The sequence below is a fragment of the Lysinibacillus sp. 54212 genome (genome assembly GCF_036662795.1).
In the GTDB taxonomy this organism is placed as follows: domain Bacteria; phylum Bacillota; class Bacilli; order Bacillales_A; family Planococcaceae; genus Lysinibacillus_B.
The window spans coordinates 38,291-63,366 of sequence record NZ_JBAFWZ010000009.1; the positions used below are offsets into that span (position 1 = coordinate 38,291).

Here is a 25,076-nt window from a genome sequence, read left to right on the forward strand (position 1 = left end):
AATGAATGTTCATTTTTGATAAAGGGGTGTTTGAATTGGCATACGAAACAATTGGGTTAGAGATTTTAGAAAGAAAAGCAACATTAACGCTTAACCGACCTAATGCTATGAATTCGATGGATTACACGATGATGCAGGAGCTTGCAAATTGCTTTGAGGCTTTGCATCAAGAAAAAGATGTTCAGTTATTAGTAATTAAAGGAGCAGGAAAGGTGTTTTCTGCTGGTGGCGATGTAAAGGCGATGGTTACTTCGGAAGAGTTTTCGGATTTTGGTAGCATTATGGCCGATATTACACGCCTTGTTCGTGCCTACTATACGCTGCCAATGATTACGGTGGCACAGGTGCATGGTGCAGCAGCAGGTCTGGGCTTTAGCTTAGCACTTGGTAGTGATATTATTGTGGCAGAGGAAGATAGTAAACTAGCAATGAACTTTATAGGAATTGGTTTAGTACCTGATGGCGGAGGGCATTTCTTTATGAAGGAACGCTTAGGTACGCAAAAGGCGAAGCAAATGATTTGGGAAGGCAAAGTAATAAACGGTCTAGAGGCTTTAAAGCTTGGATTAATCGATTATAATGTGCCAAATGGAATGGCTGCGGCAACAGTAGATCAAATTGTAGGGAAAATTTTAGCTTCACCTGTAGCTGCTATGCTTGCAACGAAAAAGATTTTGCATAAAGAGAAATTACCGGAGCTTGAACGCATTTTAGCTTCTGAAGCAGAGGCGCAGGCAGCAATGCGCGAAACAAAGGATCATCGCGAGGGTATTCGTGCATTTGTAGAAAAAAGAGTACCAGAATTTCAAGGGATTTAGTGTAGGTTCTTTGTAAGAATAGGGCTACTATACAAAAAAGGAGCAGTCTCGTCATGAGGCTGCCTTTTATCGTATAGTAGGATACTGATGTATGTAGCCTTATACGTGGAATAAAATTAATTTACCTGTTGTATTTACTAAGCGGTGTGTTTTTTCTGCAACACCTTTTTCTTCAATTTGCTTTTGTCCTTCGATTTTAGCCTTTTCATCACTTTCAAATGTCCATACTTCATCAAATAATGTTTCCCCAGTTTTCTCAAAAGCTGTAAATCTATAATTCTCCATACTAACCACCCTTTATATGAAAGATAATCTCATTATACATGAAATTGTTAGATAATTCACGAAACGGGTTGCTGTTAACGAGAATTTATGAAATTTTTTCGAGAATATGTATATTAATTCGAGATTTTTTCAAAATGCCACCCTTTGAAATAGTAGTAAGTCATTAAATTACTAGCCATTTCAATCGAAAGGAAAGTACTGACATGGTACAATAAATAAGAATAAATGTTTAACGACGAATATCGTTAGAAAAGGAGTGATTCTTTGTGAAGGGAATTACAAAACTCCAAGTTGGGGAACAGGTGGATCAATTTTTGCTTATTAAGCAAGCAACAAAAGGTGTAACCACAGTAGGGAAACCGTTTATGTCACTTATATTGCAAGATAGAAGCGGTGATATTGAAGCAAAGCTATGGGATACAAATGAAGAGCATGAAACAACTTATCGCGCAGAAGCAATTGTTCGTGTAGGCGGTGAAATACATGATTATCGAGGTAAAAATCAGCTTCGTATTAAGCAAATTCGTCTGGCACGAGGAGACGAAGGTATACAAATAAGCGATCTTTTGCCATCAGCGACTACACCAAAGGAAGAGCTTTTTGAGGAGCTAACACAGTTTTTCTTTGAGATAAAAAATCCAAATATTTCACGCATTACACGTCATTTAATAAAGAAGCATCAAGATCGATTACTCGTTTTTCCAGCGGCATCCAAAAATCATCATGATTATGCTTCTGGTTTAATTGACCATGTTGTTTCAATGCTTCGTTTAAGCAAGGCGATATGTGAGCTGTATCCAACGTTAAATAAAGATTTAATGTATTCGGGGATTATTTTACATGATATCGGTAAAGTAGTTGAATTAACAGGACCTGTTGGCACAGCCTACACAGTTGAGGGGAACTTGCTTGGGCATATTTCGATTATGGTGAATGAAATCGGGCAAGCAGCAACTGAGCTGAAAATTGAGGGTGAGGAAGTAATGCTGTTGCAACATTTGGTCTTATCTCACCATGGAAAAGAAGAATGGGGTAGCCCGAAAAAGCCAATGATTCAAGAAGCTGAAATGATTCACTATATCGATAACATTGATGCGAAAATGAATATGCTAACGCGAGCACTAGATAAAACGAAGCCAGGGGAATTTACAGAACGACTATTCCCGCTGGATAACCGTTCGTTTTATAAGCCGACGTTCTAAAGAAACAGAAGGTGTCCTAAATTTTGGAACACCTTCTGTTTTAGGTTCTTTGAGAGGCTAACTTGAATTTTTCAAAAACCGCTAAGGCATCCCAATATTCTTGTTGGCTCATAAACTTTTTTTGGAATTCAAGCTCTTCTAGCATTAGATCCGCTAGTTTAGCATACGAAAAGTTAGGTTGATTTAAAATGCTAACATATCCAGGCTCACCATGCCGGCGAACTCTCCAATGACCTTGTGCATCCTGATAGGCATTTGCTTTAATTTCCTGAATTAAATAGCCTGCAAATAAAGTGATTCGTTCTTTCATAGACATATTTTCATATGCATCAAGTACCTCTTGAGGAGCATCATTACCAGGAAAAGCAAAAACTTTAGCTTTACCAATATCGTACAATCCGTCCTTATTTATATCCACTTCATATCCTGGAGGTGTGAGTAAATTTCGCATGCCCTCTTCTGATAATCCATAAATATTCAACTCGACAAATTTATGTACAGCAATTAAACTGTCGATTTCCTCCTCGTTTAACGTAGAAAGAAATGCAGCATCATTTTGTTTAGATGCCATCCGCTTTTCTAAAATAGCGGCGAATGTATCCTGATCCTCCTTTGATACTTGTCTTGTTTCAAATATCTTCATTGTTCGGCTTGAAAATTCGATTCCTTTAGTAGTAATCATGACTATTTATCACTCCCTTTAAAAATACTATCGGAAAATATTGGATTATTTTTACTTGTAATACATAAAAAACCTCAAAGGATTAGTCCTTTGAGGCTTTGAGCGATAATTATTGATTTTCTTGTTGGAATTTTACCATGAAGTCTGCTAATGCTTGGCAAGCTTCGCGTGGCACTGCGTTGTATGCTGATGCACGGCAACCGCCTACAGAACGGTGTCCGTTTAAGCCAACGAAACCTGCTGCTTTTGCTTCAGCTAAGAATTTTTTCTCTAATTCTTCATTGGCAACGCGGAATGTAATATTCATTAAAGAACGAGAGTCTTTTTCAGCATGGCCGTAGTAGAAGCCATTAGAATTGTCAATTGCATCGTAAATTAGTGCCGCTTTTTCTTCGTTATTCTTCGCAATTTGCTCAAGACCACCTTGATTTTCAACCCATTTTAATACTTCACCTAACATATAAATGCCGAATGTTGGTGGTGTGTTGTATAAAGAGTTGTTATCAGCATGTGTTGTGTATTTTAACATTGTTGGAATGTCTGTATTTGCTTTTTCAAGTAAATCTTTACGAATAATAACAACTGTCACACCTGATGGACCAAGGTTTTTTTGAGCACCAGCATAAATAATGCCAAATTTTGATACATCAACAGGCTTTGATAGAATATCAGAAGACATATCTGCCACTAAAGGTACTTCGCCAGTGTTCGGGAATTCCTTCCACTGTGTACCATAAATCGTGTTGTTTGATGTGATGTGTAAGTATGCATCATCACCATTGAACGTAATATCCTCTAAGGCAGGGATATTTTTATATTTATTAGCTTTTGTCGAAGCTGCTTCAACAGGTGTACCGAAGAATTTTGCCTCTTTTATTGCTTTTTCAGACCAAGAACCTGTTTGAACATAGCTAGCCTTTGCACCTTCTTGTAAGAAGTTCATTGGAATCATTGTGAATTGAAGGCTTGCTCCTCCTTGAAGGAATAAGACCTCATAATTTTCTGGAATGTTATAAATTTTACGTAAACGAGCGATTGCACCGTTATGTACTTCTTCAAATGTTGCAGAACGATGACTCATTTCCATAAGTGACATGCCGTTATTTTGGAAATCTAATAATTCTTTTTGTGCAACCTCTAATACTTGGAGTGGTAAAGCAGATGGACCAGCGTTGAAATTGTAAGCTCGATTAACAGTTGTATTCAAAGTGAACACTCCTTAAAATTTTATTTAACCATTATAATATACTGTTTTATAAGATAAATGGCAAAATGATATTAATTTTTAGTGAAATAGACAAAATTGAGAAAAATCCGTACTAATAGCGCTTTCATATGCATGAACGTTCGTTTCTACATAGTTTTTTTCACATTTATAAACAAGAATGTTCACGTAATTGTTATAATTATAAAAGGAAAATAGTGAAAGGATGGATACAATGCACGAAACATTTCAGGCAATTAGCCTAGCCGCAAAAAATAAAATAACAACATATAACGAAAGTAAAATTAGTTACTTAATGCTTACATTACTTGGCGGCATATTTGTTGGCTTTGGTGTGTTAATTTTAGTTACCATTGGAGGATTACTAGATCCAGCAGGCGTACCGAGCATGAAAATTATTCAAGGTGTGGCTTTCGGTGTGGCGTTAAGCATGGTCATAATGGGCGGAGCAGATTTATTTACTGGGAATAATTTAGTGATGACGATAGGGGCGCTTGAGAAAAAAACTACATGGCTGGATTTGACGAAGGTGTGGACATTCAGCTGGGGAGGGAATTTCCTAGGCTCGCTCTTATGTGCTGCACTCTTTTTTATGTCAGGCTTAGCAATAGGGGACACGGCACAATATATTGAAAAATTAGCAGGTATTAAAATGAATGCAACCTTTATTGAACTAGTTATGAGAGGAATCCTATGTAATCTATTAGTTTGTACAGCCGTTTGGTGTGCATATAAGTTAAAGAATGAGTCTGCTAAACTAATTATGATTTTTTGCTGTATTTTTCCTTTTGTAACTTCAGGTTTTGAACATAGCGTAGCGAATATGACGTTATTTTCGCTGGCATTAATGATTCCCCATGGTGAACTCGTTTCATTTTCTGGAATGGTACATAATTTAGTTGCTGTTTCTATTGGTAATGCAATCGGCGGATCTGTTTTTGTAGGTGCAATTTTTTGGCATAGTAGTGTACAAAAACGAACGGACACTGTTTAAGTGAGCTGACTATGATATAATCAAGACATTTAAAATACCTTTGTTGAGGTGAAAATTTTGGCTAGGATTAGAAAGTTTTCGACGATGGAAATTTTCAGAGAAACAGAGAGGTTATTATTAACTGTTGGCTACGAGGCATATAATATCAGCTTATTAGCAGAAAGCTTAAATGTATCACGAGCGGCAATTTATAAGTACTATACAAATAAAGAAGATCTTGTCGTCGATTTTATGCTAGACAGGATGGCAAAGATGATTGACGCTTTTGAAGAAATTGACGAAACAAAGCCGTTTATTGAAGGGCTAGATGAACTGCTACAAGTTATCTTTGAATCAAAAGATATTCATCATATTTTGACGATGGTGCATTGGATTGATTTACGTGGGAAAGATGAAATTATTCAAAAAATGACAAAGCTAGATGTGTTGCATAAGGAAATGTACGCCCCATTACAGGCAATGATTCAAAAGGGAAAAGAGGAAGGGCTTTTAAATGAAGTGATTCCGAATGCATTAATTTTGGCCTTTATATTCCAAAGTATTGCCATCCCGAATCATACTAACATCCCTAAAGAAACATTTTTACAGTCCATTAAAATGTTAATAAGTACCGGTATTTATAAGCAAAAATAAAGGATCGATATGTAATGAATGCTATTTATTGCATATGGATTTTTTGCTATTTGTAACAAGGCTTGTCTTTCGTCATCGAATATGACAGTATAGTAGGGAATAATGCTAGGAGGTTGAACGATGGCAAACTTACCAAACTGCCCAAAATGTAATTCGGAATATACGTACGAGGATGGCATCAATTTTGTATGTCCAGAGTGTGCGCATGAATGGTCACAAGAAGAGGAAGTACAAGAGGATGGCATGATCATAAAGGATGCAAACGGTAATTTACTTCAGGATGGAGACACTGTTACGGTTATCAAAGATTTAAAGGTTAAAGGGAGTTCTTCGACTTTAAAGCAAGGTACGAAAGTAAAAGGTATTCGTTTAGTTGAAGGCGATCATAATATTGACTGCAAAATCGATGGCTTCGGTGCAATGAAGTTAAAATCTGAGTTCGTGAAAAAAATATAAGAAAAACCGCGCTTTTGCGCGGTTTTTATATTATTTGCTTGAGAAAGCGCCCTTGAAATCGTCGCCTTTTACTTCAACTTTTGCTTCTTTTACTAGGTCAGCAAACACTGTTTCCCATTGAGATTTTGTTGCAAAAATGGCATCTTCAATCTCTTGTTTTTTCTCTTCTAGCGTGCCGTAGCCTTCTACTTCACGCTTGTCTGTCACTTCAATAATATGGTAGCCGAAATCAGATTTTACAGGCTCAGAAACTTTATTTAGTTCTAATGCATACGCTGCATCATTAAATTCAGGTACCATTTGTCCTACTGTGAACCAGCCTAAATCTCCGCCATTTGCAGCTGAGCCATCTGATGATTCTTCTTTCGCTAATTCAGCAAAATCTGCACCATCTTTTAGCTTTTTTACTAGTTCTTTTGCTTTTTTCTCGTCTTTTACTAAAATATGACGAGCGTTTAATTCGTACTTCGCTTGATCATAGTAAGCTTGGATTTCTTTATCCGTCACTTTAATATCTTCTGTCGCTTTTTGTTTTAAAAGATCGAAACGAAGGTTTGTTTTAAAGTCCTCTTTTGTTACATTACTTTGAGCTAATAATGCTTCAAACTGCTTCTCGCCGCCGTATTGCGCTACATAATTATCATATTCTGCCTGAATATCTTCTTCTTTTAGAGAATATTTATCACTTAGAATTTTTTCAGCCATAATTTGCTCTAACAGCTGTATACCTGCTATGTCAACCATTTCGTTATAAACGTCCTCTTTTGTTAAATCACCTACAGATGACGATACAACGACCTCTTCACCAGGGTTACTACAAGCGGCAAGTCCAACTGATGCTGCTATTGTTAATGCTAAAAATGATTTTTTCATAAATTAATAACTCTCCTAACTTTCAAATATATGCCATTGATACTATAACATAAACGTTTGAAAAACTAAATGGTTCCATGCGTCAATTGCCTACCTTTTATAAACATGCATGCATAGCATAGAAAATAGTAAGGGAGGTGGCAATATGAGCGGTGGAGGTTACAATGGCGGAGGCTATGGTTCAGGCTTCGCATTGATTGTCGTTTTATTCATTCTTTTAATCATCGTGGGTGCAGCGTTCCTTTACTAATGTAAAATGAGCGTGCACGACTCATTTGTATGAAAAAAAAGACGAAATCCCGCCTTGAGCAGATTTCGTCTTTTATAATGCAAATAATACTTCTACATAAAATGACACTAATAAAATTGTAATAAGCACATTGATCGTACGAAAAATTTTAGGTTGCTTTTCTTCAGGGATTTCACGGCGTATACAAAGTGCATATGTCATACGATTAATTTGGAATAAATAAAATACTGAGAATAGCACTACGATTAAAAGTAGCATTTCTATTCCTCCCCTCTATCACTTCTTCAAGAATATCAAATGTCTCATCTCTGAGACAAGTTTGAAGAACTATTCATTATCGTTGGGACTAAAATTTCATAGCCCTTGGGTGTTTCTTCGATTATAGCATTTTTAGGTGCTTTCCATAAATTTTTCACAAATAAAATATCAAGTAAACAAATACTACAATGCAAAGCCAATAGTATGCAAAAATAATGTGAGAATTGTGGATAAGAAAAAGCTAGTCCGAGCAAAATGGAATTTAAAAAAAAGAAAGGTGCTAAAAGCGTAAAGATGTAACGGTTTTTAGGTATGGTTTCGTTTAGTCGCATTTGAATTATTGGAATAAACCTTTTTTTAATTTTGAAACGAAACGACAGCGCCTTCTTATAATTAAACAGTGCAATATAATGGGTTAGTTTATGAATCGGATAAATAATAGTCAAGACTAAGCAAAAATAAATAAATCCATCATCGTTATGTGGATACCCATAATTATAGCTTGTTGCAACATATGAAAAGCAAAAAACAATGATAAAAGTGATGCCTGTTAATAATGTAAGCCGAGTTGTTCCATATTCGTGTTCTACATTAATCGTTCTTAAACAATGCAATTGAGTGTCCCTCCAAAAAAAATAGAGTGTATTTCTACACTCTGTATTTCCCTTTTATTGTGAAATCGATGCGGGTGCATGTATATCATCGAATGTTTCTTTAAAGTTTTTGAATGAATGCTCGAAAATTTCGATAAAATCATCTCCGTAAATATTACGGATGACTGCCATGACATCTAAAAATTCAGGGAAGCGACCGTATAATTCTTTTAATGGTAGAGAGCCTTCTAAAATCGAATGCTCAGTATTGTGATAGTTTTCATTCATTAGTACGATCAATTCGCAGCCTTCCTCCGTAAGCTCAACATACGTATTACGCTTATCGTCATCGCGCTTTGAAAATTTCAATAAACCACGTTCTTCTAGCTTTTTTGAGAAGTTAAAGGCTGTGGAGACATGCATTACGCCAAACTTGGCAACATCAGAAATCGAAGCACCCTTTAAGTGATAGGAAATCCATAGTATATGATGCTCGTTTATGTTTAAATCATATGGTTTGATCCAAGTTTGCCAATCTTTTTCTACAGCTTTCCAAAGAGCTTTTGATAGTTGAGCAACTCGTTGGCTAAATAACATAGCTTCTTTCATCGTGTACAATCCCTCAGACATTGCAGTCACCTTCTTCTTTCATAGCGTTTTAAAAATATTATAGCAATAAAAGAAAAAAGTTTAAAGTTAGAAAAATTAAATAATTGAATTGTGATTTAATAATAATAAAAATTAGTATAAAAATAATAAGAAAATCAGATTTTTGCGTTCGGGTTAAGGTATAAATGCCTACAATAATTACTCTTCAAACTCTTGCTGTTTTTTAGGTTGAGGTAAATTTTTCTCGATTTCGCTTATAGATTTCTGTAAAGTTTCAATTTCTTGTTGTAGTTTTAAAGCGTCAGGCTCAATTTCTTGTTTGAAGCGTGAGATTGTCTCTTTTAATTCATTTGTTATTAGAGGTATATTATTTTTCGCTTCGTTTGTAGCAGTTAAAATGGATTGTTTAACCTTACTTAATTGAGACTGCACATCTGTAATTTGCTCTTTTGCAACCGCAGCATTTTGACCTAAATTTCTACGTAGCTGCTGACCTGATTGAGGAGCTGTGGCAATTGCTGCTACAATCCCTGCAACTAGTCCGACAGTTACTCCAGTAAAAAATGTTTTTGCCTTCATCTCAACATCCCCTTTATTCTTATGGTGACTATTATAGGAAGTTTTCAGGTGTAATTTATATCATTACCTACCTATACCTTCATTAAACCATGAATTATTAAAATACTAAACGAAAAAAGAAAAACCTTTAAATTCAAACCTACTCTTTTATTTCACATTATCAATTTGAGCAATTCTACCCGTAAGCTTCAAATAGTGAGGGAAATACTAAGAAAATATTAAGAATTGAAACCTTAGTTTGTTAAGATTTACATTGTATCATATCCTTATAAGAGTGTTATAGGAGTGATAGCATAGCCATCAATTCTTTAGGAGTGAAGATGATTGAACATTTTAATTTGTGATGATGATAAAGAAATTGTAAAAGCAATTAGCATTTACTTAGAAAATGAAGGTTATAAAGTATTCAAAGCATACAACGGTATCGAAGCGATCGAAATTGTTCAATATCAAACCGTTCATCTTATTATTATGGATATTATGATGCCTAAAATGGATGGAATTACAGCGACGATGAAAATTCGACAAGATCATATGATTCCATTAATTATGTTATCTGCTAAATCAGAGGATCACGATAAAATACTTGGATTAAATATTGGGGCAGATGATTATTTGGCTAAACCATTTAATCCGTTGGAGCTAGTGGCCCGTGTTAAATCACAATTAAGACGATATACAACATTTGGGAGCTCTGTAGTGAACAAGAGTGTATTTCAAACTGGAGGGCTTATGATCGATGACGAGCAACGGCAAATTACAGTAGACAAAGAAGTGGTTCATTTAACACCTGTTCAGTATAAAATACTACATCTTCTAACAGTGAATGCTGGGAGGGTGTTCACAATTGAAGATATTTATGAAAGGGTATGGAACGAAAGAGCTGTGAATCCAGAAAATACGATTGCAGTACATATTCGAAAAATCCGAGAAAAAATCGAAATTAACCCGAAAGAGCCGAAGTATTTAAAAGTAGTATGGGGAGTTGGATATAAAGTTGAAAAATATTAGTCATTCAATGATCACGAAAGTAGTTGCTTTATTTATAGCAATTGTATGTTTAACAGGTGCAATAAAAGCAATTGTCGATACTGTCATCGTCTATGAGGCGGATTTTAGTAATATAAATAAAGATCATTATTTTCAGAGCTTGGATTTTGCTGACGAGAGTGCAAGCCTAGTTAGTGATTTGGCTCAATTAATAGGTCATTATAAAAATGAAGAGAATATTTTGAAGGGCCATACACTGACTGCACAGGATATAAGAAATATTGAGCAAGATTTATATTATAGGATTAAATATTCCTCTGATAGCTATAATCCAAATTTGAATGAGTCAGAAAATAGTCTTATTTTTAATGAACGATATAAGGACGAAATTAAGCTTGAAAAAGAGAAAATGATTAGAAGCCATGTAAGAGAATATTATAGAATACTTGAGAAGCTCAAACAAACAAACGGAATTATCTATTGGGCAAGCAATGGAGAAAATATATTTTCTAATAGTGAGTTCACGAAGAAAGAGCAATTTGAATCATATCCTAGCTATATGTTATTTGATAATTATCAACAAAAGGTTTACCCAAATGAAGTGAACGACAGTAATTATTTGGAGCACATTACTGTTTATGCAGAGCAGCTAAACCCTGAAAAGGATGTAATATACATTGGTTTTACAGATTCCTTCTTAAATGAAAAAAAGGCGGCCTGGGCAAAGGAAAAAGAAATTGTATCAAATAATTTATATAGATTCATTGGTTTCTTTATAGCATTCCTCGTAGCCTTTGTGTATTTAGTGAGTGTCATTGGAAGAAAATCCTTTAAGGATTCAGAGATTGGTTTCCATTTTATAGATAAACTATATACCGATATTAATCTTGCCCTAGTTATTTTTGTAATTGCTTTTTGGGCTGCATTTACTGATTCGGTGATTAATGAAGGCATGAATGATCTGTTTTTATTAGTTACGGTACCTATTATGTTTGTAAGTATACTGTTAATCTTATCGCTGATTAAGCATTTTAAAAACAAAACACTACTAAAACATACATTCATTTTTAATGTTTTCTATGTAATTTATCGAGTTGTGAAACATATTTTTGATAGTGGAAGTACAGGAGTTAAGGTTGTTGTGCTTGTTATTGGTTATCCATTACTAGTAGCCTCTACGTTTTTTATGTTTCCGGTCACAATTGGTTTAGTGGTTTGGTTTGCTATGAAAAAGGTTAAATCGTTTAATCGTATTAAAGAAGGTGTGGAACAAATTAAAGATGGTCACTTGCACCATCGAATTGAAGTAGCTGGAAAAGGTGAGTTTGGGCAACTAGCAGAAAATATTAATCGAATTACGGAAGGTTTAGAAAAATCGGTAGATAGTGAGATAAAGAGTGAACGTTTAAAAACGGAGCTTATTACGAATGTTTCTCATGATATAAGAACCCCGTTAACATCCATTATCACGTATATCGATTTGTTGAAAATAGAAAAAGATCCAGAAAAGATTGAAGAATATGTGGAAATATTAGATCAAAAATCTAAAAGATTAAAGTTATTGACAGATGATTTATTTGAAGCGGCAAAAGCTACGAGTGGCAATATTCCTGTGCAGTTAGAGCGAATCGATGTTCTCTCATTACTTACGCAGGGAATCGGTGAAATGGATGAAAAAATTGAGGCGTCCGCATTAGAGATGAAGCTAAGCTATCCTGAAGAAAAGGTTTATGTGAAGGCGGATGGGAAATTATTATGGAGAGCAATTGAAAACTTATTTTCTAATATTTTTAAATATGCCCTACCCTCATCAAGGGTATATATTGATATCGAGGATTTAGAGAATGAAGTAAAGGTTACATTTAAAAATATTTCCGCATACGAGTTAAATATTTCAGCCGATGAATTATTAGAACGCTTTAAACGAGGCGATGAATCTAGAGCAACTCAAGGTAGTGGATTAGGTTTATCAATTGCAGAAAGCCTTGTTCATATTCAACACGGGAAGTTCATTGTAGAAGTGGATGGAGATTTATTTAAAGTCACAATAACCTTACCCAAATTTGCTAATGATGTTATGGGCAAGAGCTAACAAAGAAAAAAGGCGCTTTTCAGTCAATTATGATTGAAAGTGCCTTGTTCTCTTTTAAGTGATATTTACTTTTTTAGTGCGAGTTTTCCATCGCGCAAAGAATGTTGCGTTTATGTTAATGAAGTTTTAAAGTTAGAACGCTTTACTAAACCAGTGATTATTGGATAAATAAGCATGAATGCTACTGCATTTAATGCAACGGCAGGTAATACGACTGTTACAAAAAGAAATTTAAAATCGATAGGAACCTCTGTTAGGAGTAATGCCATCGATAAAAATACTGATCCTGATAACAATGTACCTAATCCAACAAGAACAGTAGATACTGCAAGTTTTTGTGCAAAGTGACGAATTGCCACCGCGATAGCTAAAAAGACAAAGGCTGATACTGCCTTATCGATAATATTTGGAACAAACCCTCCTGGGAAGGTTGAAAATAGACCAGATATTACGCCGGTAGAAACTGCGAGTAAAAATGTATCTTTTACAGTCGGGAATAATAGAATACCAATAAACATCATTGTAAGCATGAAGTCAATTTTCATACCACCACTAAATCCAGGGATTACTAAATAAAGAGCAGCCCCTACACCAACTAAAAGCGCCATTAAAACTAAATTTTTCGTATTCATTTGTCTCGTCTCCTCTAACTTTACTAATCTTTGTTCTCCTAATGTGCTCTCATTGCCATTAGCGAAAACTTATTCATGATTGTACGCCCACATTACGTAAAAAGCAATAACTAATAATTGTATATTGTTTTTTTACAGGTTTGCTTTAATTTGCTCTGCTGTTTCTGCTAACTCAGACATTTCGAAATTTTTCGTTTCCCAGCCAACCTTTAAACCATCCGTCTCGTCATAGCGAGGGATTAAATGCAGGTGGTAGTGGAATACTGTTTGACCAGCGGCTGCACCGTTATTATTTACTGTATTTAATCCAACTGGTTCGAATGCAGCTTTAATGGCATTTGCAACTTTTGGTGCTGCCCTATAAAGATTACTTGCAACATCCTCAGACATTTCGAATAAATCTTTGCAATGCTTCTTTGGGATAAGCAGTGTATGACCTTTCGTTAGTGGCATAATGTCCATGAATGCATACACATGCTCGTCCTCATATACCTTTGTGCTCGGAATATCTCCGTTAATAATTTTACAAAATAGGCAATCGTTCATTCTAAACCATCCTCTCTATTCTATTTATTTATATTTTAGCATATACGGACTGAATATTTTGCCACTTTTTGATAAACTAAGGACAAGAATAGGAGTGACAGTATGACAATTTTACAGTTAACAAATGTGACAGGCGGCTACACACGTAAGCCTGTTATTAAAAACTTATCTTTTTCCATTGGGAAGGGAGAACTTGTAGGGTTAATTGGACTTAACGGGGCAGGGAAAAGTACGACGATTAAGCATATTATTGGCACACTATTACATCGTGAAGGTGAAATTCGTTTAAATGGTGTAACGTTGCAGGAGGATATCGATACGTATCGATCTGCCTTTTCATACATTCCAGAAACACCGGTTTTATACGATGAATTAACATTAAAGGAGCATCTGGAGCTAACAGCTATGGCATACGGCTTAGATGAAGCAACTTTAGCGCAGCGTTCGGAAATGTTATTGAAGGAATTTCGGATGGAGAAGCGTTTAAACTGGTTCCCTTCTCATTTTTCAAAGGGGATGCGTCAAAAGGTTATGATAATGTGTGCATTTCTTATTAATCCGAGTCTTTATATAATTGATGAGCCATTTGTTGGTTTAGACCCACTTGGTATTCAGTCCTTATTAGACCAAATGGCCGAAAAAAAACGTGATGGAGCGTCGATTTTAATGTCCACGCATATTTTATCAACAGCTGAAAAATATTGTGATCGTATAATTTTATTACATGAAGGAAAAGTCAGAGCACAAGGAACGATGGATGATTTACGAAAGAGCTTTAATATGCCCCATGCGACATTAGATGATTTATACATTGCGATGACGAAGGAGCAAGAGGGTGAGCAGCATGGGTAACATTTGGTCAAAGCGTTTTCTTCATTACATCAATGAAGTGCAAAAATATATGCGCTTTGTTTTTACAGGCCATATCGCTATCGTATTTGTATTTGTAATAGGTGCAGGTGGCTATCAATATAGCGAATGGCTAAAGGTAGCTCCGGCAAGCTTTCCAGCAGAATGGCTAGTAGCTATTATAGTTGGGCTTATTTTAGCTTTTAGCTCACCAACGACGTTAATTCGTGAACCCGACCAAGTGTACCTATTGCCATTAGAATCAAAAATGTCTCTTTATTTTAAAAAGGCATTAAATTGGACATTTTCTTCACAAATTGCATTACCCGCTATTGCGTATATTGTGGCGATTCCGTTACTAAGAGCAGTAACTGACCTTACAGGTAGTCAAATTTGGATGGGCTTTGGTGTAGTGGCGGTTATGAAATACTTCAATGTGCAAATAGAGTTCAACTATCGTTATGCAAACCGTGGGCGTTTAATTTGGATTGATCGACTTACAAGAATGCTTATTTCAATTTTAACAGTTCAGACTGTGTTAACGACTGGTCTAGGTATTGCGGCCATCTATGTAATTATTTTGATTGCCTACAATATGTCTCTTTCTAAGAGGGTAGTAGAGCAACCGGTACCGTATGAGCATTTTGTAAAGCTCGAGCAAAATCGAATGATGCGCTTTTATCGTTTTGCCAATTACTTTACAGATGTTCCGCATTTACGCGGTTCGATTCGTCGTCGTGCTTGGTTAGATTTTGTTTATCGCTGGATTCCGTTTAAAAAGGATAGTACGCAAGCCTATCTTGTATTTCGAACATTTATTCGTACAGATGATCATTTTTATTTATGGGTTCGGTTAACGGCCATATCTGCTGTCATTGCAGCTATTGTAAATATCCCTGTTGTGACATGGACAGTGTCTGGGGCATTGGCGTTTGCCACGACGATTCAATTAAAATATGCACTGCTCTCTTCAGGTGAGTTCCGAATGGACATGCTCTATCCAGTTTCGTCGGCTCAGCGTCCTCTAGCTGTGGCGACTTTGCTGCGATTTATGATGTTTGTACAGGCGATTATTGTGACAATTTGCAGCATTAAGCAGCCACAGTTCTTTATCATACCTATCATTATTATTGCAATTAGTGAATTAACATTACGAATGACAAAGAATCCTAGTACAAATTAATGTGCTAGGATTTTCTTTTCATCTCACATATTTTTGATTGATCATGAAAGACTATATAATAGTGTTAGGATAAAGAAAAGTGGTGAAAATTGATGAGTGGAAATCGATGGAATTTTGATAATAGTTATTTACAGCTTCCTTCTGTTTTTTATAGTACTGTGACCTTAAATAAAGTAAAGAATCCTCGGCTAGTCATTTTAAATGAGGCGTTAGCCAAAAGATTAAATCTAAATATAGAGGATTTAAAAACTTCTGCTGCAATCGCGATGTTTGCAGGAAACGAACTACCGGAGGAGGCAGCAAGGATTGCGCAAGCATATGCGGGGCATCAGTTTGGTCATTTTACAATGCTTGGTGATGGTAGAGCATTATTAATAGGAGAGCATGTGACGCCCCATAATGAACGCGTTGATATTCAATTAAAGGGCTCTGGTCGAACACCATTTTCCAGAGGTGGTGACGGACGTGCAGCTCTTGGACCAATGCTACGTGAGTATATTATTAGCGAAGCTATGTATGCATTGGGTATCCCAACAACGCGTAGCTTAGCTGTTGTAACGACAGGAGAAGAAGTTTACCGTCAAAAGGCACTGCAAGGCGCTATTTTAACACGTGTAGCCTCAAGTCATATCCGTGTAGGGACCTTTCAATATGGAGCAAGGTTTACGGAGTTAGAGGATTTAAAGGCTTTAGCGGATTATACAATTTTGCGCCATTATCCGCATGTAACGGATAAGGAAAATCCGTACCTATCCCTGCTAGAAGAAGTTATAAAAGCGCAGGCGAAGCTTATTGCAAGCTGGCAATCCATTGGCTTTATACATGGAGTTATGAATACAGATAACATGACGATTTCAGGGGAAACAATCGATTATGGTCCATGTGCATTTATGGATGTGTATGACCCAGATACCGTGTTTAGCTCGATCGACTCGGCAGGACGGTATGCTTATGGCAATCAACCAAGCATAGCGGGTTGGAATTTAGCTCGGTTTGCTGAGTGTTTACTGCCATTAATCCATGAAGATGCCGATAGTGCCATTGAAGAGGCGGAGAAGGTGCTTCAACAATTCCGAGGCTATTTTATGGACTACTTTTATGAAGGAATGCGGCGGAAGCTTGGTCTAGTAGAAGAGGAGGATATGGATAGAGAATTAATCCAAGAGTTACTTAGCTTAATGGAGCAATATCGAGTAGATTATACGAATACATTCCGTGCCCTTGCTGATAATCAATATCCGTGTGCACCATTATTCCAATCAACCGAATTTCAGAAGTGGGAGAAACGCTGGAAAGCTAGGCTGGCATCACAGTCGATATCGGTAGAAGCGGCATTGAAGCTTATGCAGGAAACGAATCCGGCAGTTATTCCAAGAAATCATCGTGTAGAAGAGGCAATTGAGGCTGCCCAGCGAGGAGATTTTAAGGTTATTCACGAGCTCCTTCGTGTCCTATCAACGCCATTTTCACTGGGCGAGGGAGACGTGAAATATGCAGAGCCGATGGAAGATGGGGATCGACCATATCAAACATATTGTGGGACTTAATTTAAAAAGAGTTATAAATAGTAGGTAGAGAGTGATGAACGTTTATTCTCTGCCTACTTTTTTTATTGATCGAAGGGATTTTTTATTAAATTACTCTATTTGCAAATTCTTGTATTCTAGTATTTCACTAATGGATAAGCGAGTTATAAAGTTTGCTAAATAATAAATCGAATATGGAGTATTCTTTGTTAACCATTCTAAAATTGTTCCAACAGATCCATATGCAATATGGTTTGTCATAATTCGAGGTAAGGCGTTGCCGTTATATATCATGTCAGAAATAAGATTCGCGAATTGTGCTTGAAAATCTTTTTGCTTTATAAGAATGGAATAAATGTCTGCATTTTCGTGAATATGCTCTAAAAATACAACCGCACTATCCAGTGGTTTATTCTGATGATAATAGTCGTTTAAAAGTGTTTTAAAGGGATACTTGTTAGCCTGCTCTAATGTTGTAGACAACTCTAATAAAATTTCCGTCACAATGGAATCATATAAATGATATTTATCCTTGTAATGAAGGTAAAAGGTTGAGCGGTTAATCATAGCTTTTTCAACAATTTCTTGCACCGTAATTTCTTCGATATTTTTCTCATCTAATAGAGAAATGAATGCAGTCCGGAGTAGTGGCTTTGTTATAGTCTTTTTCTGCATATTTTTTCTCGACATCAAATCCCCCCAAAACGTTTAAGTTTCTAGAATATATAAACATTAATATAAATTATGTCTATAAATAGACAGATATACACGTAATGTATTTCATATGAAAAATTATCGCTGAATATAATAATCGTAACGTAATAAATATGACATTTTATCTAACAACTGGAGGGATCAATATGTGGGATTTATCAGGGAAATATGCAATTGTCGGCGTAGGAGAGAGTGAGCGCTCTAAAAATTCAGGTACAACTCCACTTCATTTAGCCTTACATGCAGCGCGTAATGCGATTAATGATGCAGGGTTAGAAGCAAAAGATATCGATGCCTTTATGAGTTTCTCGGAGCATGATTCTTGTACATCTCATCAGCTATCCACTTATTTAGGTGTCAGACCTCGATATGTAAAAGATATTATTGGTGGCGGTAGTAGTACAGAGCTGTTAATAGGAGATGCCATTTCATTAATAGAGTCTGGTCAAGCGAATACAGTGTTGATTTTCCGCTCGATGAATGGTCGTTCTGGTATGCGTATGGGTGGTGGCGGATGGAGTACGGATCTTCTGCAAGCTGGCATTGACGGCGGGAGTTTTATTATTCCGTATGGGATGGGCAGTCCATCACAATGGTTTGGCATGTTTGCGACACGCCATATGCATGAAGCAGGTATTACACAAGAGCATTTAGGTCATGTTTGTGTGAGCTTCTATGAGCATGCACAACGTAATCCAAAAGCAATGCTACATGGGAAGCCGTTGACAATGGAGCATTATATGGAAACTCCGCTTTTAAGCTATCCATTTACAAAGCATGATTTTTGCCTAGAAACCGACGAGGCGAATGCTATTATTGTTACCTCTGCGGAACGAGCAAAGGATTGTAAAACGAAGCCAGTATATATTAAAGGGCTAGTCTCACGAGAAATGCACCCGAATTCACATTATTGGACAGATTTATCTCAAGTTGCAGCGGATTATGTTGGGGAGCGTATATACGAAAGCGCAGGTATACAACCAGAGGATCTAGATGTGGCTTCAATTTATGATTGCTATAGCTGGGTAGTCCTTCGACAGCTTGAAGCATATAAAATCGTACCGCGTGAAGAGATAGGGGAATTTGTAGCACAAGGGAATTTGAAAATGGGTGGCAAGCTTCCTACTAACACTGCAGGTGGTATGCTATCGGAAGGGTATACACATGGGATGAATAATGTATTAGAAATCGTTCGTCAACTGCGCCATGAATTTAAAGGGACAGATCGACAAGTAGAAGATTGCAAGGTAGGACTATGCACGGGCTGGTTAGGACCAGATGGCGCAGGTGCATTAATTTTAAATAATTAAGGGGGAAAAGCAATGAGTATTGAAAAAACAAGCATCAAATATGAAAAACCGATACCACTAAAAACAATTGATAATAAACCTTACTGGGATGCAGCTGATAATCATGAACTATCACTTCAAAACTGTGAAGCATGTAAAAAAGCCATTCATCCACCTGGACCTGCTTGTCCCCGTTGTGGCTCTCCCGAAATAGGTTGGGTTAATTATGGAAGTGAAATTACAGGGAAAATTTATTCTTTTGTAACAACTTATATACCAATGCTACCAGGTTTTCAGCATGATCTGCCGACAATTATTGCGCAAGTAGAGGTGGATGGAGTAGAAGGTGTACGGATTATGGCTAATATTATCAATGCGAAGCCTGAGGATATTGAAATCGGTAAGGCGGTAAAAATGACGTGGATAGATATTACAGAGGAACGAGCTCTACCACAATGGGAAGTTATTTAAGGGAGAGGGGGGTTTTTCATGGATTTTACTTTTACTGAAAAAGAAGAAGCATTCCGATTAGAAATTCGAACGTGGCTTAACAATAACTTGCCACAAGGGTGGCTTGATGGTACGTATCAACAACCAGAAACTGAAGAAGAGCGGATTCAATTTTTAAAGGATTGGCAGCGCAAACTTTATGAGGGTGGTTTAGCTGCTATTGCTTGGCCGGATCAATACGGTGGACGAAATGCAACATTAATGGAAGAAATTATTTTCCAACAAGAGATGGCAAGTGTAAAAGCCCCACCCATTATAAATTATGTAGGAACACATATGGTTGGGCCAACATTGATGGGGCTAGGTACAGAGCAGCAAAAGCAGGAGCATATTCAAAAAATCCTAACGGGTGAAACGATTTGGTGTCAGGGCTATTCTGAACCGAATGCGGGCTCTGATTTATCCGCCATTCAAACACGTGCAGTCAAACATGGAGATAAATGGCTCATTAATGGTCAAAAAATTTGGACGAGCTTTGGACATGTTGCAGATTATTGCTTCCTACTTGCTCGAACAAATACTATACCTGAGAAAAAACATAAAGGTATTACGGTCTTTTTAGTAGATATGCACCAGCCTGGTATAGAAGTAGTGCCTATCTTATCGATGAACGGAGAACATGATTTTAATGAAGTATTCTTTACAGATGTTGAAGCGTACGATCATCAAATAGTAGGTAATGTAGATGAAGGCTGGGGGGTAACCATGTCCCTTTTAATGCATGAGCGAACAGGTATTGGCGGACAGCTGTTCACTTTACAGCAACAATTTGAGGATTTTGTAAAGCTCGCAAAAACAAATGAAGAGATCCTTGGAAATCCGATTGTTCGTCAAAAAATGGTTGAACTATATGCAAAATCAAAGGGTGCCTTATTTGGCTACTATAAAAACTTAACGAAGCAATTAAAACAGGGGTATCCAGGAGCAGAGAGTTCGATTGACAAGCTAATGGTGGCAGAGTTAACAAAGGAATTGTTTAGCTTTATTCAATCAGTGCAAGGGCCGGAATCTATCCTATGGAAGGAAGATTCTCTCTATGATACGTACTGGCAAAATAATTACCTGACTTCGTTTGGACTAACAATAGGCGGCGGTACGAGTGAAATTCAGCGCAACACTATTGGAGAGCGAATTCTAGGTTTACCAAAAGATATAAGCAGAGAAAAATCGACCAATCAGGTTGGATAGGGGGGGCATCTACTATGGATTTTTCATTAACAGAGCAGCAAGAAGAATTTCGTAGCTATATTCGTAAGGTATTATCTCAAGATGGTGTAACCCGGATTGCACGTGAAACTGCCGTGGGAAATGAGTCAGAGCTTACAAAAGTGCATGAAAAATTAGCGGAGCTTGGTGTAACGGGCATATCAATTCCAGAGAAATACGGTGGGATCGAACTTGGTGAGATTGACTTAATCCCGATTATGGAGGAGTTTGGTCGTGCAGTAATGCCAGATATATATGCAGAAACACTCGCTTTTGTCGTACCTATTTTACTAGAGCAGGGAAATGAGCAACAAAAGCAAGAGTATCTTTCAGCCATTGCATCGGGTGACAGCTTACTAGCTGTTGCATGGTGTGAGCCACACGGGGACTATTCCTATGATTCGATTGGAACTACAGCGACAAAAACAATAGATGGATACCTTTTAAATGGAACTAAGTCACTTGTTCGCCATACATCGCAAGTAACGCATTTCCTTCTACTTGCGAAGGATTCGAGTGGAGATTTGTGTTTGTTTATCGTTCCGAAAGACAAGGTGACAAAAATTGAAGAGCAAAAGAGTTTTGATGCAACACAACCGTTTGGTCTGTTATCCCTTGAAAATGTGGAGGTTACATCAGAATGCCGATTGGCAGTAAATGATATAGAAGAAGTTCTTGAAAGGGCGATGCTGAAATTAATTGTAGCACTTAATTCCACAATGATTGGGAGTATGGATCGATTAGTAGAAATGTCTACGGAGTACGCTAAGATTCGTGAGCAATTTGGCCAACCAATTGGCCGCTTCCAAGCGATAAAACATCGGCTAGCGGATTTAAAAGTCACACTGGAAACAGCGCGCGCACTTAGTCACTATGCTACATGGACTGTGCAACATAAAAGCAATGACCTTATTGAAACGGTTTATAGTGCAAAGGCACTTTTAGTAGATAGCTATATTAAAATTGCAGCTGAAAGTGTGCAAATACATGGCGGTATAGGCTTTACAGAAGAGCTTGATTGTCATTTGTATGTAAAGCGCTCGCGTGTGTATGAAAATTATTTCGGTTCTCCCTACGATGTCAGAGAACGCGCGGCAATCGCTATGGGCTGGTAGGTCGGATATACATTTTGCTTCATCTGTTTTTTAGAAAAATTTCTAATGAAAATGGAGTGGATATAATGGTTGATCAAAAAAATCCGAAGTTCTTTAATAATGCACTTCCAGAAAAAATTGATATACCCCAAGTACCGATTGGTAACATGTTAAAAGGAGCTGCTAATAAATATCCTAATAATAGTGCCCTAATTTTTCATGATTTACGAATTTCCTATAAAAATCTATATGAAGAGTCGTTAAAACTAGCGAACGCTTTACATGATTTAGGTTATGGGAAAGGGGACGTTATTTCGACATATTTACCAAATAGTATTCAATATGTCATTGCATATTACGGAATATTGCTTTCGGGTGCAACTTATTCTGCCATAAATCCATTTAGTCCAGTAAACGAAGTAGTATATCAAATACAAAATACGAATACAGTAGCGGTGATTGCACATGAGACTTGCGCGAAAAACCTGCTAGATAAATCAGGAGAATTAGAATTAAAAGATGTGATTGTCACGGGAATTGATGAAATAGATGGTGTGAATGGTCGGACAGATAGTAGTCAATTCTGTTCTAATTGGTACAGCTTAAATACATTAAAATCTCAGTACGAGCCACGTGAATTATCAATTGAAATTAATCCAAAAGAAGATATTGCCCATATATCGTTTACAGGTGGAACGACAGGAAAATCAAAAGGAGTATTAAGTACGCACTACAACTTTGTGAGTAATTGCTTAGCATCAAGTGCGACAATGGGGATGCTACCGGATATTGATGAAGTAGGAGGAGTAACTGCAAAGGCGTATACCTCAGACGAACAGTTTTTAGAAGAGTATGCATTTTTACCAGGAACAGGCGTTATTATGAGCCCAGCTCCCCTATATCATATTTCAGGATTAATGGGTTCTGTCGGTGTTGGAACTGTGCAAGGTAATACTCTGTTATTAATCGACAAGTTTAATCCAGTAACATTTATAGAGAATATTGAAAAATATCAAGTTACTATGCTTGCAGGTGCTCCACAGCTTTATAGTTCATTATTATTTATGCCACAGCTACAAACTACAAATTTATCATCCATCAAAATTGTGGGTTCAGGTGCAGCGCCGATGTCTGCTGAGATGCAACGTAAACTACAAAAATTATTCCCAAATGCTATCGTCTCTGAGGGATATGGGTTAACAGAGGCTACTGGTGCTTGTGTTCAAACGGTGGCCTTTAAATCGGGTATTCGTAAACCGGGATCGATTGGTCTACCAATATATAATACTGAAGTAAAGCTTGTGTCAGTAGATGGAAGTAGTGAAGAAGAAGTGCCACTAGGAGAGAAAGGTGAGCTTTGGGTTCGGGGACCGCAAATCGCAAAAAGCTATTTGCAGGATCCTGAAGCAACGAGAGAAATGTTTAACAATGGCTGGCTGCGGACAGGTGATATTGCTGTTCGTGATGAGGACGGTATTTTGACAATTGTCGATCGGAAAAAAGATATGCTTATTTATAATGGCTACAATATTTATCCTCGCCAATTAGAAGAGTTACTGTACGAACATGAAGCGGTTCAAAGCTGCATAGTTATGGGAGTGCCAGATGATCAAGTCGGTGATCGTACTAAAGCATATGTTGTACTAAAGCCAGGTGCAACAGCTTCACTTATAGAAATCCAAGAATTTGTTAATAACCGTGTCGTCCACTATGCAAAAATCCGTGAAATTGAAAGATTAGATGAACTTCCGATGACAGCAGCTGGGAAAATTTCTCGAATTGCCCTACAAAAGCTAGAAGCGTCGAAGCCGAATTAAGGAGGAGCTAATATGGAAGTAACGAAGGAACACATTGGTCTGACAACTGATACTTTTAAAGTAGATGTTGAACAGGGTCATATTCGACGATTTTGTCAGGCAATTGGTGATACGAATCCATTGTTTTTAAATGAGGAGATAGCTTCACAAAGTACCTATGGTGGTACGATTGCACCTCTAACATTTCCGATTGCACTTAGTGATGAATCAGTAAAGTTTCCTCTCCAACTAGATATGCGCCGTATGCTCCACGGGGAACAAGAATTTATTTATTATAAACCTTTACGCCCTGGAAAATCATACATGGCCCAAATGAAAGTAGCGGATATTTATGACCGTGAAGGGAAAAGTGGAAACATGCAGTTTATCGTAATCGACACAGAATTGCGTGATGAAGACGGTGAACTGGCGGTTATATGCCGAATGAATATTATTTATCGCTAGGGTAAGGGGGAGAAGAAATGTCAGTTACAGATCAATTTATTCATGCTATTGAGTTTGAAGGTTTAGAAGTAAACCAAACGTTACCAAGTTATACAAAGCCGCCTATTACAAAGATTGGGCTTGTCAAATATGCAGGCGCTTCCGGTGATTTTAATCCCTTGCACACAGACGATGAGTTTGCGCAAAAAATAGGTATGAAGGGCGTGATTGCACACGGAATGCTTATTATGGGTTTTTTAGGCGAATATGTGATGAAACTTGCTGGAGATCTAGCAGGAGTAAAACAGTTTTCAATGCGCTTTGGTGCAATGACCTTTCCAGGAGATACTATTACATGTTGGGCTAAAATTAAGGAGATTCAAGGCTGTGAAGTCCAATTGGAGTTAACAGCCAAAAAGCAAGACGAGACCATCGTTGGATCAGGTAAAGCGATTCTCTGCTACACATAATTAAAAGAAGATGGAACATCGCGCGGTTGTGACTAATATTAAAATAATCACAACTGCGTTTTCTATTGAATACCTAATGAATTTTGCTGGAATAAATAATTACTTATTTTTAATTTCCTCTAATAGCGAAATAATTTTCTCGTTTTGTTCAATTATCTTTTCATTTTGTGATCTGAATTTCATAAAGTCGAATAGGAATACTATTAGAATGATAAATATAAAAATGCCCACAGGGATTCCTCCAAATAATTACATTTCTAATAAGTATAAAGGATGGG

The 25,076-nt window shown here is 37.0% G+C and carries 30 protein-coding genes; 18 read left to right on the forward strand and 12 right to left on the reverse strand.

The features are described 5' to 3' along the window. The first annotated feature begins 35 nt into the window (after window positions 1-35). Window positions 36-818: an enoyl-CoA hydratase gene (locus V4T18_RS08120; RefSeq protein ID WP_332648523.1), complete on the forward strand. Its 783-nt coding sequence runs from the start codon at window positions 36-38 to the stop codon at window positions 816-818. A gap of 99 nt (window positions 819-917) precedes the next feature. Here V4T18_RS08120 and V4T18_RS08125 read toward each other — a convergent pair whose 3' ends face one another. Further along, complete coding sequence (locus V4T18_RS08125; protein WP_332648525.1) at window positions 918-1,103, reverse strand: YhzD family protein; 186 nt, start codon at window positions 1,101-1,103, stop codon at window positions 918-920. Between the two features lie 266 nt (window positions 1,104-1,369). On the opposite strand from V4T18_RS08125, the gene yhaM reads away from it, so the two are divergent. After that, the gene (gene yhaM / locus V4T18_RS08130; protein ID WP_332648527.1) at window positions 1,370-2,305 is read left to right on the forward strand and encodes a 3'-5' exoribonuclease YhaM; all 936 of its coding nucleotides are present in this window, start codon (window positions 1,370-1,372) and stop codon (window positions 2,303-2,305) included. 40 nt (window positions 2,306-2,345) lie between these two features. On the opposite strand, the gene V4T18_RS08135 is transcribed toward yhaM, so the two are convergent. Both V4T18_RS08135 and serC read right to left on the reverse strand, forming a co-directional pair. Further along, entirely contained in the window at window positions 2,346-2,987 is a 642-nt protein-coding gene (locus V4T18_RS08135; protein WP_332648528.1) for a hypothetical protein, read from the reverse strand. A gap of 109 nt (window positions 2,988-3,096) precedes the next feature. Next, entirely contained in the window at window positions 3,097-4,194 is a 1,098-nt protein-coding gene (serC, locus tag V4T18_RS08140; protein ID WP_332648530.1) for a 3-phosphoserine/phosphohydroxythreonine transaminase, read from the reverse strand. A gap of 232 nt (window positions 4,195-4,426) precedes the next feature. Here serC and V4T18_RS08145 point away from each other — a divergent pair, with 232 nt between their 5' ends. From V4T18_RS08145 to V4T18_RS08155, 3 genes are all read left to right on the forward strand, one after another. Beyond that, window positions 4,427-5,206, forward strand: a complete 780-nt coding sequence (locus tag V4T18_RS08145) for a formate/nitrite transporter family protein (RefSeq protein ID WP_332648532.1) — start codon at window positions 4,427-4,429, stop codon at window positions 5,204-5,206. A gap of 57 nt (window positions 5,207-5,263) precedes the next feature. Further along, entirely contained in the window at window positions 5,264-5,839 is a 576-nt protein-coding gene (locus V4T18_RS08150) for a TetR/AcrR family transcriptional regulator (protein WP_332648533.1), read from the forward strand. Between the two features lie 120 nt (window positions 5,840-5,959). Then, a complete protein-coding gene (locus V4T18_RS08155) occupies window positions 5,960-6,295 on the forward strand; it encodes a zinc ribbon domain-containing protein YjdM (protein WP_332648535.1) in 336 nt (111 codons plus the stop codon). Window positions 6,296-6,325: 30 nt separating this feature from the next. On the opposite strand, the gene V4T18_RS08160 is transcribed toward V4T18_RS08155, so the two are convergent. Continuing rightward, window positions 6,326-7,168 carry a peptidylprolyl isomerase gene (locus tag V4T18_RS08160; RefSeq protein WP_332648536.1) on the reverse strand — a complete coding sequence of 281 codons (843 nt, stop codon included), beginning with the start codon at window positions 7,166-7,168 and terminating at the stop codon, window positions 6,326-6,328. A gap of 145 nt (window positions 7,169-7,313) precedes the next feature. Here V4T18_RS08160 and V4T18_RS08165 point away from each other — a divergent pair, with 145 nt between their 5' ends. After that, window positions 7,314-7,418: a YjcZ family sporulation protein gene (locus V4T18_RS08165; RefSeq protein WP_332648537.1), complete on the forward strand. Its 105-nt coding sequence runs from the start codon at window positions 7,314-7,316 to the stop codon at window positions 7,416-7,418. Between the two features lie 72 nt (window positions 7,419-7,490). On the opposite strand, the gene V4T18_RS08170 is transcribed toward V4T18_RS08165, so the two are convergent. The 4 genes from V4T18_RS08170 to V4T18_RS08185 form a co-directional block, all read right to left on the reverse strand. After that, window positions 7,491-7,676, reverse strand: coding sequence for a hypothetical protein (locus V4T18_RS08170; RefSeq protein WP_332648539.1), 186 nt, complete (start codon window positions 7,674-7,676; stop codon window positions 7,491-7,493). A gap of 44 nt (window positions 7,677-7,720) precedes the next feature. Beyond that, window positions 7,721-8,290 carry a DUF3267 domain-containing protein gene (locus V4T18_RS08175; protein ID WP_332648541.1) on the reverse strand — a complete coding sequence of 190 codons (570 nt, stop codon included), beginning with the start codon at window positions 8,288-8,290 and terminating at the stop codon, window positions 7,721-7,723. Window positions 8,291-8,344: 54 nt separating this feature from the next. Continuing rightward, window positions 8,345-8,899, reverse strand: a complete 555-nt coding sequence (locus V4T18_RS08180; protein WP_332648542.1) for an HTH-type transcriptional regulator Hpr — start codon at window positions 8,897-8,899, stop codon at window positions 8,345-8,347. Window positions 8,900-9,076: 177 nt separating this feature from the next. Next, the gene (locus V4T18_RS08185; protein WP_332648543.1) at window positions 9,077-9,457 is read right to left on the reverse strand and encodes a YtxH domain-containing protein; all 381 of its coding nucleotides are present in this window, start codon (window positions 9,455-9,457) and stop codon (window positions 9,077-9,079) included. A gap of 324 nt (window positions 9,458-9,781) precedes the next feature. On the opposite strand from V4T18_RS08185, the gene V4T18_RS08190 reads away from it, so the two are divergent. Both V4T18_RS08190 and V4T18_RS08195 read left to right on the forward strand, forming a co-directional pair. Further along, window positions 9,782-10,468: a response regulator transcription factor gene (locus V4T18_RS08190; protein WP_332648544.1), complete on the forward strand. Its 687-nt coding sequence runs from the start codon at window positions 9,782-9,784 to the stop codon at window positions 10,466-10,468. A gap of 7 nt (window positions 10,469-10,475) precedes the next feature. Continuing rightward, entirely contained in the window at window positions 10,476-12,539 is a 2,064-nt protein-coding gene (locus V4T18_RS08195) for a HAMP domain-containing sensor histidine kinase (protein ID WP_332648545.1), read from the forward strand. A gap of 110 nt (window positions 12,540-12,649) precedes the next feature. On the opposite strand, the gene V4T18_RS08200 is transcribed toward V4T18_RS08195, so the two are convergent. Together V4T18_RS08200 and V4T18_RS08205 are read right to left on the reverse strand one after the other, a co-directional pair. After that, on the reverse strand, window positions 12,650-13,171 hold the full coding sequence (locus V4T18_RS08200; RefSeq protein ID WP_332648546.1) for a tryptophan transporter: 522 nt from the start codon (window positions 13,169-13,171) through the stop codon (window positions 12,650-12,652). 132 nt (window positions 13,172-13,303) lie between these two features. Beyond that, window positions 13,304-13,717: an HIT family protein gene (locus tag V4T18_RS08205; RefSeq protein WP_332648548.1), complete on the reverse strand. Its 414-nt coding sequence runs from the start codon at window positions 13,715-13,717 to the stop codon at window positions 13,304-13,306. Window positions 13,718-13,819: 102 nt separating this feature from the next. Between V4T18_RS08205 and V4T18_RS08210 the strand changes: the two genes are divergently transcribed. The 3 genes from V4T18_RS08210 (at window position 13,820) to V4T18_RS08220 (ending at window position 17,296) form a co-directional block, all read left to right on the forward strand. After that, the gene (locus V4T18_RS08210) at window positions 13,820-14,569 is read left to right on the forward strand and encodes an ABC transporter ATP-binding protein (protein ID WP_332648550.1); all 750 of its coding nucleotides are present in this window, start codon (window positions 13,820-13,822) and stop codon (window positions 14,567-14,569) included. Beyond that, window positions 14,553-15,749 carry an ABC transporter permease gene (locus V4T18_RS08215; RefSeq protein ID WP_332648551.1) on the forward strand — a complete coding sequence of 399 codons (1,197 nt, stop codon included), beginning with the start codon at window positions 14,553-14,555 and terminating at the stop codon, window positions 15,747-15,749. The genes V4T18_RS08210 and V4T18_RS08215 overlap by 17 nt, the downstream gene beginning before the upstream one ends. Window positions 15,750-15,841: 92 nt before the next feature. Beyond that, window positions 15,842-17,296, forward strand: coding sequence for a protein adenylyltransferase SelO (locus tag V4T18_RS08220; protein ID WP_332648553.1), 1,455 nt, complete (start codon window positions 15,842-15,844; stop codon window positions 17,294-17,296). A 90-nt stretch (window positions 17,297-17,386) separates the two neighbouring features. On the opposite strand, the gene V4T18_RS08225 is transcribed toward V4T18_RS08220, so the two are convergent. Next, complete coding sequence (locus tag V4T18_RS08225) at window positions 17,387-17,965, reverse strand: TetR/AcrR family transcriptional regulator (RefSeq protein WP_332648555.1); 579 nt, start codon at window positions 17,963-17,965, stop codon at window positions 17,387-17,389. 170 nt (window positions 17,966-18,135) lie between these two features. Between V4T18_RS08225 and V4T18_RS08230 the strand changes: the two genes are divergently transcribed. The 7 genes from V4T18_RS08230 (at window position 18,136) to V4T18_RS08260 (ending at window position 24,798) form a co-directional block, all read left to right on the forward strand. Beyond that, window positions 18,136-19,299: a thiolase C-terminal domain-containing protein gene (locus tag V4T18_RS08230; RefSeq protein WP_332648557.1), complete on the forward strand. Its 1,164-nt coding sequence runs from the start codon at window positions 18,136-18,138 to the stop codon at window positions 19,297-19,299. 12 nt (window positions 19,300-19,311) lie between these two features. Continuing rightward, a complete protein-coding gene (locus tag V4T18_RS08235; protein ID WP_332648558.1) occupies window positions 19,312-19,749 on the forward strand; it encodes a Zn-ribbon domain-containing OB-fold protein in 438 nt (145 codons plus the stop codon). 18 nt (window positions 19,750-19,767) lie between these two features. Continuing rightward, entirely contained in the window at window positions 19,768-20,976 is a 1,209-nt protein-coding gene (locus V4T18_RS08240; protein WP_332648559.1) for an acyl-CoA dehydrogenase family protein, read from the forward strand. 14 nt (window positions 20,977-20,990) lie between these two features. Next, complete coding sequence (locus V4T18_RS08245) at window positions 20,991-22,109, forward strand: acyl-CoA dehydrogenase family protein (protein ID WP_332648561.1); 1,119 nt, start codon at window positions 20,991-20,993, stop codon at window positions 22,107-22,109. 65 nt (window positions 22,110-22,174) lie between these two features. After that, window positions 22,175-23,905 carry a class I adenylate-forming enzyme family protein gene (locus V4T18_RS08250; protein WP_332648562.1) on the forward strand — a complete coding sequence of 577 codons (1,731 nt, stop codon included), beginning with the start codon at window positions 22,175-22,177 and terminating at the stop codon, window positions 23,903-23,905. Between the two features lie 12 nt (window positions 23,906-23,917). Next, entirely contained in the window at window positions 23,918-24,349 is a 432-nt protein-coding gene (locus tag V4T18_RS08255) for a MaoC family dehydratase N-terminal domain-containing protein (RefSeq protein ID WP_332648563.1), read from the forward strand. A 17-nt stretch (window positions 24,350-24,366) separates the two neighbouring features. Continuing rightward, a complete protein-coding gene (locus V4T18_RS08260; protein ID WP_332648565.1) occupies window positions 24,367-24,798 on the forward strand; it encodes a MaoC/PaaZ C-terminal domain-containing protein in 432 nt (143 codons plus the stop codon). A gap of 99 nt (window positions 24,799-24,897) precedes the next feature. Here V4T18_RS08260 and V4T18_RS08265 read toward each other — a convergent pair whose 3' ends face one another. Next, a complete protein-coding gene (locus V4T18_RS08265) occupies window positions 24,898-25,029 on the reverse strand; it encodes a hypothetical protein (protein WP_332648567.1) in 132 nt (43 codons plus the stop codon). Window positions 25,030-25,076 lie beyond the last annotated feature (47 nt).

What these genes read in the sequence shown, in the direction of transcription:
- V4T18_RS08155 (WP_332648535.1), top strand. Translation starts at nt 5,960, where the DNA reads ATGGCAAACTTACCAAACTGCCCAAAATGTAATTCGGAATATACGTAC.
- V4T18_RS08235 (WP_332648558.1), top strand. Translation starts at nt 19,312, where the DNA reads ATGAGTATTGAAAAAACAAGCATCAAATATGAAAAACCGATACCACTA.
- V4T18_RS08205 (WP_332648548.1), bottom strand. Translation starts at nt 13,717, where the DNA reads ATGAACGATTGCCTATTTTGTAAAATTATTAACGGAGATATTCCGAGC.
- V4T18_RS08165 (WP_332648537.1), top strand. Translation starts at nt 7,314, where the DNA reads ATGAGCGGTGGAGGTTACAATGGCGGAGGCTATGGTTCAGGCTTCGCA.
- V4T18_RS08240 (WP_332648559.1), top strand. Translation starts at nt 19,768, where the DNA reads ATGGATTTTACTTTTACTGAAAAAGAAGAAGCATTCCGATTAGAAATT.
- V4T18_RS08135 (WP_332648528.1), bottom strand. Translation starts at nt 2,987, where the DNA reads ATGATTACTACTAAAGGAATCGAATTTTCAAGCCGAACAATGAAGATA.
- V4T18_RS08250 (WP_332648562.1), top strand. Translation starts at nt 22,175, where the DNA reads ATGGTTGATCAAAAAAATCCGAAGTTCTTTAATAATGCACTTCCAGAA.
- V4T18_RS08245 (WP_332648561.1), top strand. Translation starts at nt 20,991, where the DNA reads ATGGATTTTTCATTAACAGAGCAGCAAGAAGAATTTCGTAGCTATATT.
- V4T18_RS08145 (WP_332648532.1), top strand. Translation starts at nt 4,427, where the DNA reads ATGCACGAAACATTTCAGGCAATTAGCCTAGCCGCAAAAAATAAAATA.
- V4T18_RS08180 (WP_332648542.1), bottom strand. Translation starts at nt 8,899, where the DNA reads ATGTCTGAGGGATTGTACACGATGAAAGAAGCTATGTTATTTAGCCAA.
- V4T18_RS08170 (WP_332648539.1), bottom strand. Translation starts at nt 7,676, where the DNA reads ATGCTACTTTTAATCGTAGTGCTATTCTCAGTATTTTATTTATTCCAA.
- V4T18_RS08185 (WP_332648543.1), bottom strand. Translation starts at nt 9,457, where the DNA reads ATGAAGGCAAAAACATTTTTTACTGGAGTAACTGTCGGACTAGTTGCA.
- V4T18_RS08125 (WP_332648525.1), bottom strand. Translation starts at nt 1,103, where the DNA reads ATGGAGAATTATAGATTTACAGCTTTTGAGAAAACTGGGGAAACATTA.
- V4T18_RS08200 (WP_332648546.1), bottom strand. Translation starts at nt 13,171, where the DNA reads ATGAATACGAAAAATTTAGTTTTAATGGCGCTTTTAGTTGGTGTAGGG.
- V4T18_RS08220 (WP_332648553.1), top strand. Translation starts at nt 15,842, where the DNA reads ATGAGTGGAAATCGATGGAATTTTGATAATAGTTATTTACAGCTTCCT.
- V4T18_RS08230 (WP_332648557.1), top strand. Translation starts at nt 18,136, where the DNA reads ATGTGGGATTTATCAGGGAAATATGCAATTGTCGGCGTAGGAGAGAGT.
- V4T18_RS08260 (WP_332648565.1), top strand. Translation starts at nt 24,367, where the DNA reads ATGTCAGTTACAGATCAATTTATTCATGCTATTGAGTTTGAAGGTTTA.
- V4T18_RS08255 (WP_332648563.1), top strand. Translation starts at nt 23,918, where the DNA reads ATGGAAGTAACGAAGGAACACATTGGTCTGACAACTGATACTTTTAAA.
- V4T18_RS08195 (WP_332648545.1), top strand. Translation starts at nt 10,476, where the DNA reads ATGATCACGAAAGTAGTTGCTTTATTTATAGCAATTGTATGTTTAACA.
- V4T18_RS08210 (WP_332648550.1), top strand. Translation starts at nt 13,820, where the DNA reads ATGACAATTTTACAGTTAACAAATGTGACAGGCGGCTACACACGTAAG.
- V4T18_RS08225 (WP_332648555.1), bottom strand. Translation starts at nt 17,965, where the DNA reads ATGTCGAGAAAAAATATGCAGAAAAAGACTATAACAAAGCCACTACTC.
- V4T18_RS08160 (WP_332648536.1), bottom strand. Translation starts at nt 7,168, where the DNA reads ATGAAAAAATCATTTTTAGCATTAACAATAGCAGCATCAGTTGGACTT.